Here is a 6,100-nt window from a genome sequence, read left to right on the forward strand (position 1 = left end):
GGGGCATTATCCACATCAGTGTAAGGGGGTCATTTTTGGATGCCGATCACCCCGCTACGGGGTCAAAATTGCATGCCTGTTCACAGTCTCGCAGCGCCGGGCCTGCCGGCTTGTCGGTGTCGATCCGAAGACAGTCCGGCGCGAACGCCCGCCGGATTGCCCCGAGGTCCGTAAGGAGATGCAGGAGATCGCCGGCAAGCGGCGTCGGTTCGGCTATCGCCGGATCGGCGTCCTGCTCGAACGAAAAGGAATGAGCATGAACCACAAGAAGCTCTACCGGATCTACCGGGAGGAAGGCCTGTCGGTGAAGCGTCGGCGCGGACGCAAGAGGGCGCGCGGATCACGGACACCGATGCCGGCGGCCCTGCGCCCGAACGCCCGGTGGTCGCTCGACTTCCTGGCCGATACCTTCGGGGCCTCACGCAAGTTCCGCATCCTGGCGGTGATCGACGATTGCTGCCGCGAGAACCTGTGCCTGATCGCCGACACCAGCATCTCTGGGTCCCGGGTCGCACGGGAGCTCGACGCGCTGGTGCGGATCTACGGCAGGCCCGGTTGCATCGTCAGCGACAATGGGACTGAGTTCACAAGCCGCGCGATCCTCAGGTGGGCTGACCAGCATGCCATCCCCTGGCATTACATCGACCCCGGCAAGCCGCAGCAGAACGCCTTCATCGAGTCGTTTAACGGCAGCCTGCGCGATGAACTTTTAAACGAGGAAATCTTCGACACCCTGGACGAGGCACGGCGCAAGCTCGCGCTCTGGCGCTACGACTACAACACCGTCAGACCACATTCATCGTTGGACAACCAGACACCCGCAGAAGCGCGCCGGACGCTTGAGCAATTTGAGGGCTCCGCGCCCGGCGCGCTTGCCCAAACCGAACCACGGGACTACCAATCCCATACCCGCAGACTCTCGTTATGAACGAGGGACCCGCAGGGGGCAGGTCACTTCCGGTACGCCGTGCCCGTCCGACTTCTTGGCGCGTATCGATGGAACGGTTAGCAAATCGAAGCGACCGGCTTGGTACTCTTCGGCACTGCAGCAGATCGATAGCGCCAAAGCCTCCGCGTCGATGAACTCGAAATAACTATTTTCGATCAGCTTTCGAGGTATTGGCTCGATCTTGGCGGCATCCTTTGCAGCGTCGATCACAGTTCGCAAGGCCTCCCTCCCAGAAAAATCGATAATGGCCTCTTGGTTCGAGATCACCACGTCGGCAAGCTGACGTATGCGCTGGAGGAGCGTATCGATGTGGCAGTAGGTTTGATAGGTCTCGTGCTTTCGGTAAAACAGCCCAGCAAGTCCCATTGAATGCCGCATCTCCTGATAGGCTGCGACTCCGTTCCAGGGCAGCACCTTCAGCGCACGTTGGAAGCAGTCCAGGCCCTCGACCCAACGAGATGTGTCCAATAGGAGGATACCAATATTTGTCAGCGCCTGAGATTTCAGCTCGGACGATGCCGTGCCATCACGTAGCACCGCCCCGAACTGGACTCTTGCCCGGAAACGGTCTTCGAAAGCTTTGCCAGAGATTGGGGACAGTGGCCCATGTACGAGACGGGCACGCACTTGCAGGGCATTCGCGAGATTGTATGAGAGGCCGGGATGGGACCCGGCAGATGCCACAAGCTCGTCAAAGATCTCGACGCCTTTGCTCACCGAAGAAAAATCACCGACCGCGTCGCCACAATCTACGAGAACAACCGCGGCGGCCTCTCTCTCTTCCGGGCCAAGGCCCGGATCCAGATCACGTGCGAGCTCGATCGCTTCTCGTGGATCGCTCTCCCGCAACTCGTAGAGCCTCTTGATTTTGTCAGAAGACACAATGCCTCTCCCATTTCGCGCGCCGTTGGTGCACTAAATTTGTCGACTTCGGTCAGCCGGTACCGCGTCGAAGCAAGGCCGGTGTTCTGTGCCGTAACGATCAAACAGTTAGCAACTCCATCGCTGTTCGCCTTATCCGGGCTGCGGTCGCCGATTGATCCATACCGTATGCACGCGCAATCAACCGGATGGCACCGCTAACGTCACCTGGAAACTTTCCGCCAAACTCACCAGATTGGAAGGGTGCGTCCGTTTCAGTAAGCACACGGCTCAACGGAACGGTATCGAGCAATTTCTGTCCTGTCGGAGCCGTTATCATCTGTTCATTGACTGAGAAGTAGCAGCCGAGATCGAGGGCCCTTCTGATCTCTGGTCTCGATGCGCTGAACCAGTGCAGCACGGGAACACACGATCGATGAGTCCCGGCTTGTTCGACGACGTCGAGCACCTGTTTGGCGGTTCGGACGCTATGAATGCTTATGACTTTGTCTCCGAGCCTCGCGCAGAGCTGCATCACACGTTCAAATACGAGCTTCTGACGCTCAAATGATGAGTAAAACCGACGACCAGCATCGAGGCCAACCTCCCCGATAAACCTCGTAGAGGGTGCGAGTTCTTCGAATAGGGAGAGTTCCGACGCTCTCTGAGCGACCAGCTGCGGATGAATTCCGAGGGCGGCGCGCACGAACCGGCCATCCTGAGCCATACTTTCATTTCGGGCAAACGCCTTCGGTGTCGTCGTAACCGCAAGTGTGAGGCAACGAGCGGACTCACATCGCGCATAAGCCGCTCGCATGTCCTGACAGAGATCAAGATGGCAATGGAAGTCGACGGTATCTGGCACATCCATACTAGACATGCTTTGCTCTAACTCCCTGAAGTATATCCGAAACTTCATCCATGCCGCGGCGATACACGTCGACATAAGCGTCCAGATCATCTCGATTCAGCGGCCCCGGCTTTTGCACCAGAAATCTCGCCCGGCTGGGGTTCTTCCGCAGGTTTTCGGCAGCGAACATGAAGGACCTGATATTCTTCCCGTCCGCCGACTTCGAGTCCAGGACACCATTCTTCAGATCATCCAGAAAGTAGGTCGTCTTATCCGGTTCATCGAGGCCGGCCGCGAGTGACGCGCGACGTATCAGGCACGGCACGCAACGCCCACAATGCTGCGGCGGTGCCCTCTCGAAACGGACCTGCGCCGGGTGGGAACATGACATCGAGGCGGGGGCCAACTCGGCGAGTAGGTCGCGATCCAAACACTCTCTGGCCATCTCCCCTTTCGTCTTGAAACGATAAGGGTTTTCAAGAATGACGTCGACGCCCAACCCGTTTACCAGTTCGGACATTGACCGGATGAAGTGTGGATGGGCTGTCCGCGTACTCAATGATCCGAGACGATGAGCGTCCATGGGCACGTTGAGAGCGATCAAGCCGTTTTCGGGGATAAGCACTGTGTTAGTCGAGGCGACCGCGTCGGCCGCAACCACTGCGAGGCTGTAGAAGAGGAACGAGCGCGCCCGCTGATTGTTGTCGCTGCCAGCTTCCGGAAAATCCTTCTTTCGAAAGCCGACATAGGCCCGAACGGACTCGAAGGCGTCTTCGTGACGATCCTTCAATACTTCGAGCAACTGACGTTGCGCGCTGGACGCCTCACCGTCCCAATAATGACTAACCAACAGGGGACGCTGCCCGGAAGCGATTAGGTCGATGGCACCGATGAGACTATCCAATCCGCCCGAAAAGAGACTCACTTGCGTGAAATCCGTGAGATCCATTTGTTCGGGTTGTTTCGTGAAGGATGAGAGGTGATCCGGTCTATCGCGAAACCTGAAACTCCAATGATCGCCGGTCAGGAATTTAAGCATACTTGAGAGGTGGTCTTGGCGGCTCCGCCAGAGCATCGGATCTGACACGGGAACGCTCAGATCGATCATACGCGTCCAGCCATCATCGGCGTATCTGACCCGCGACACGCCGGTATCAGCCGCATACACAGCCGTCGCCAAGATCATTAGATCGACAGTGGCCTCGCTTGGCCTCGCTCCCAATTTGAACAACCGGTCCAATAACTGGCCTAGTCCCCTGTCGAGATCACCAAAGTTGTCGACCATATCGATAGTGATGTCGGCGGTACCCTCAGCAGGTTCTTCGTCCTTCCCGCCCAACCGTACAAAGATGCTCCGTCTCATTGCATGGTCTCCAGAACTGCGCCGAGCATGTCGAAGGTGTCGGCATAAACCTCAGATATGCTCCTATCAATTTCGGTTTGTGTCGGACGTGTTTCAGCATCGAACCTGTTACCGAGCGCGTCCCGCACCCTCCCTTGCGTAAAATCTCGCGTAATGCGTTCGGCCTCCCGGAAATCTGCATCTGACGCCGATCCGTGTAACGCGTTCGTCCCGATCTCGTTTAGAACCTTTGTCACAACGCTTCGGGTGATCACGTCACAAAGAAATGCGTCCAGTTGATCCGTTGAAAGCTCATCGAACGCGCCGGGATCATCTTCCGCAACCTCTGCGATGGCTTCGAGCATCGCGTCCCGAGCGATTGACTCGTCGATCGTCCCGCCATCCGGGCAGATGACCTCAGCTACCGCTTCCAAGACCTCTGCGGCGGGACGGCCCGCGAGGTCTCGAAGGTTGAATCGGGCGAGCGCCGCCTCGGCGCCGTCATTCGCGACCGCGCTCGCGAGCCCCGCGACACCGGATGCGACCCGGGTTGAGTGTGGCATCCGACGCGCAGCACCGGCACCGCCGCCCGCGGCGCTGACATAGCCCTTCAGAGCACGTCCGAGCGACCTGCTCCCACCCCCGTTCGTAAACCGGGTGAACTGTCCTCGAGGATAAGTGAATTTGCCCCCAGGTGGTGCGACGGTGGGCGTTGCCTCGGGCTTGCTCCCGTCATCGTTCGGAGCCGGATTGTCAGCGTTAGAACTGTCGGCGCTTCCGTCGTCACCGCCCATGCCAGGGTCGACGCCATCCACCCAGTCCGGGACAAGGCCCGATGACGGTCCACCATATGAACTCGACGTTCCCACTACCCGCCCCTCCTCTTGCGACCAGCTGCGGCGAGTTGCAGCGGCTTGTTCTCGTCGAGCTTGGCCCAGCCCTCTTTGAGTTTAGCGAACTCGCGCTTGGCCTCTGCACTGGTAAAGATCTTTTCCCAACCCGTGGCAGCCCACGGACCCAACTGGCCGTTTGGAAGGTCAGCGAGGAGGCGAACCGTCGGCGTTTGAAGATTGGGAGATATTTTGCATAGTTCCGCGAGGCCTTCGATGCCATCGGGCCGTTTCTTGAGATCTGTAGAAGCCCTGATCCTAGCGGCTACGACGTCAAATATCTGCTCGACCTCTCCGGGTGTGAGCTTCGCGATTTCTACTGCCGCCGCGCGTGCACCCAAGGTGCTTCCGCAAAGTTTCTCGATCCAATCCTCTTTCAACGCTAGATTGGAACCGGCAGTGAACAAGGCTTTGCGGTCTCTCGATACGAACAGATACGGTCGCAGATCCTCATCCGCGAGCGCCGGAGCCACCAATACCCACCGCCTGATCCACTCGCTATCCAGGAGATCATCGTCCAGGGGTCTCTCCTTTTTGTCCCCACCCATCGAGGCTGCTGGTTTCTTGGCTTTTTCGGACTCCTCGTCGTCTGTCCGAAGCGCGGCTTCGAGTGCGGCGACTGTTTTCGAAGCGCCGCTAACGGCCGCCTCCGCCTCAAGCCTTTCGAAGAAGTCAGCCTTGAAACGCTCCGCGAGCATGAGTTTGGCAAGGACAGCGGGGTTCACATCCTCGCCGATGCGGCGCGCGTCCGCTATCGCGAGGCGGAGGTTGAGTGTGTTCAAAAACCTTTTGATTTGTCGCGGATTGCCTTGAGCGCCTTCAGCCAACGGCAGCGCGAGCTGATCGGCGAGTATGAGCGCGTTCTCCAGCTCCGGTGAAACTGTCCCCAGACGCTCCTCGATCACGCCCCGGCTGAGCCCGTTCCCATCCCAGGGCCGTCTCAACGCCTCGCGGCCGAGGTCAAGTAGCGCTTTGAATGATGGCGAACCGGTGTCGAGCGAACTGCCTGCCACCAGCAACGTCAGATAGATCTTGGTTTCGACGTATCCCAAAGGAGGTAGGCGGAATGGGACCTGGATGAGCTTTTCGAGGTAGTTCCGGGCGTAGGTCGACGGTCCGGATGTCGCGTTGCCCTTAAATCTGAGACACGACGCGTTCGGGGATATTTTTTGCCCTTAATTATGAGATTCCACTGCCATCGCGCCTAT

Annotated in this window: 6 protein-coding genes; 1 reads left to right on the forward strand and 5 read right to left on the reverse strand. The window is 58.5% G+C overall.

Translation table 11 applies throughout. The features are described from left to right. Positions 1–928: IS3 family transposase (locus PVW51_RS23925; RefSeq protein ID WP_274578180.1), on the forward strand; the 928-nt coding region annotated here is incomplete at its 5' end. On the opposite strand, the gene PVW51_RS23930 is transcribed toward PVW51_RS23925, so the two are convergent. The 5 genes from PVW51_RS23930 to PVW51_RS23950 form a co-directional block, all read right to left on the reverse strand. Next, the gene (locus PVW51_RS23930) at positions 923–1,831 is read right to left on the reverse strand and encodes a hypothetical protein (protein WP_274578181.1); all 909 of its coding nucleotides are present in this window, start codon (positions 1,829–1,831) and stop codon (positions 923–925) included. The two genes, PVW51_RS23925 and PVW51_RS23930, sit on opposite strands and share 6 nt — an antisense overlap. Before the next feature lie 100 nt (positions 1,832–1,931). Then, a complete protein-coding gene (gene qatD / locus PVW51_RS23935; protein WP_274578183.1) occupies positions 1,932–2,681 on the reverse strand; it encodes a Qat anti-phage system TatD family nuclease QatD in 750 nt (249 codons plus the stop codon). 1 nt (position 2,682) lies between these two features. Continuing rightward, the gene (gene qatC / locus PVW51_RS23940) at positions 2,683–4,023 is read right to left on the reverse strand and encodes a Qat anti-phage system QueC-like protein QatC (protein ID WP_274578186.1); all 1,341 of its coding nucleotides are present in this window, start codon (positions 4,021–4,023) and stop codon (positions 2,683–2,685) included. Continuing rightward, on the reverse strand, positions 4,020–4,796 hold the full coding sequence (gene qatB / locus PVW51_RS23945; protein ID WP_274578187.1) for a Qat anti-phage system associated protein QatB: 777 nt from the start codon (positions 4,794–4,796) through the stop codon (positions 4,020–4,022). The genes qatC and qatB overlap by 4 nt, the downstream gene beginning before the upstream one ends. 74 nt (positions 4,797–4,870) lie before the next feature. Next, positions 4,871–6,058, reverse strand: coding sequence for a P-loop NTPase fold protein (locus PVW51_RS23950; RefSeq protein ID WP_274578188.1), 1,188 nt, complete (start codon positions 6,056–6,058; stop codon positions 4,871–4,873). Positions 6,059–6,100 lie beyond the last annotated feature (42 nt).

The organism is Sulfitobacter sp. PR48, assembly GCF_028807335.1.
In the GTDB taxonomy this organism is placed as follows: domain Bacteria; phylum Pseudomonadota; class Alphaproteobacteria; order Rhodobacterales; family Rhodobacteraceae; genus Sulfitobacter.